Origin of the sequence: Vibrio rhodolitus, assembly GCF_003350325.1 — a bacterium.
Classification (GTDB): Bacteria; Pseudomonadota; Gammaproteobacteria; order Enterobacterales; family Vibrionaceae; genus Vibrio; species Vibrio rhodolitus.
Map to the genome: position 1 here is coordinate 1 of NZ_QLYZ01000055.1, position 735 is coordinate 735.

4 tRNA genes are annotated in these 735 nt (G+C 43.9%); all 4 read right to left on the reverse strand.

From position 1 onward, the window contains the following. Positions 1 to 312: 312 nt before the first annotated feature. The 4 genes from DPF93_RS21100 to DPF93_RS21115 all read right to left on the reverse strand — a co-directional run bounded on the left by DPF93_RS21100 (position 313) and on the right by DPF93_RS21115 (position 663). Positions 313 to 388 (reverse strand) — tRNA-Val (locus DPF93_RS21100). 35 nt (positions 389 to 423) lie between these two features. Further along, positions 424 to 499: transfer RNA gene (locus DPF93_RS21105), tRNA-Ala, on the reverse strand. 10 nt (positions 500 to 509) lie between these two features. After that, positions 510 to 585 (reverse strand) — tRNA-Lys (locus tag DPF93_RS21110). Between the two features lie 2 nt (positions 586 to 587). Then, positions 588 to 663 (reverse strand) — tRNA-Glu (locus DPF93_RS21115). Between the last annotated feature and the right edge of the window lie 72 nt (positions 664 to 735).

Sequence of the window (735 nt, forward strand, 5' to 3'; positions counted from 1 at the left end):
ACGCTACGCTTAGTCACTTAACCATACAACCCGAAGGAGTTTCGAGTTGATAATCAAATCACCAAAGTTGTCTGCAATTTTTATACATGATGCAGACTCGATTTTGCCGGACTCAAATATGTTTTGCTTTCGCAAAACCCAAGAACACTTGAATGTGTTTTTGTGTATTCAATAAATGAATACTTTGAGAACTTTACAAACAACAATAAATTGTTGTTTTGTCAGCTTTCCAAATTGTTAAAGAGCAGATTTAGCTTTCTATTTAAAGAAAGAAACCATTTTTAAATACACTCTTGTGAATGTGCTTAAAGATGGTGGGCGATACCGGGCTCGAACCAGTGACCCCCTGCTTGTAAGGCAGGTGCTCTCCCAACTGAGCTAATCGCCCACATTAGTTTTACTTCTTGTGGAAGAAGTCTCGAATGGTGGAGCTAAGCAGGATCGAACTGCTGACCTCCTGCGTGCAAGGCAGGCGCTCTCCCAGCTGAGCTATAGCCCCATCGAGAAAATGGTGGGTCGTGCAGGATTCGAACCTGCGACCAATTGATTAAAAGTCAACTGCTCTACCAACTGAGCTAACGACCCAATGGTATCCCGTAGGGGAGTCGAACCCCTGTTACCGCCGTGAAAGGGCGGTGTCCTAGGCCTCTAGACGAACGGGACACTGGATTTGAAGAGTTTGGGAACTCTTCACTCTAAAACTTCATAAACCATCAATCTGTGTGAACACTCATC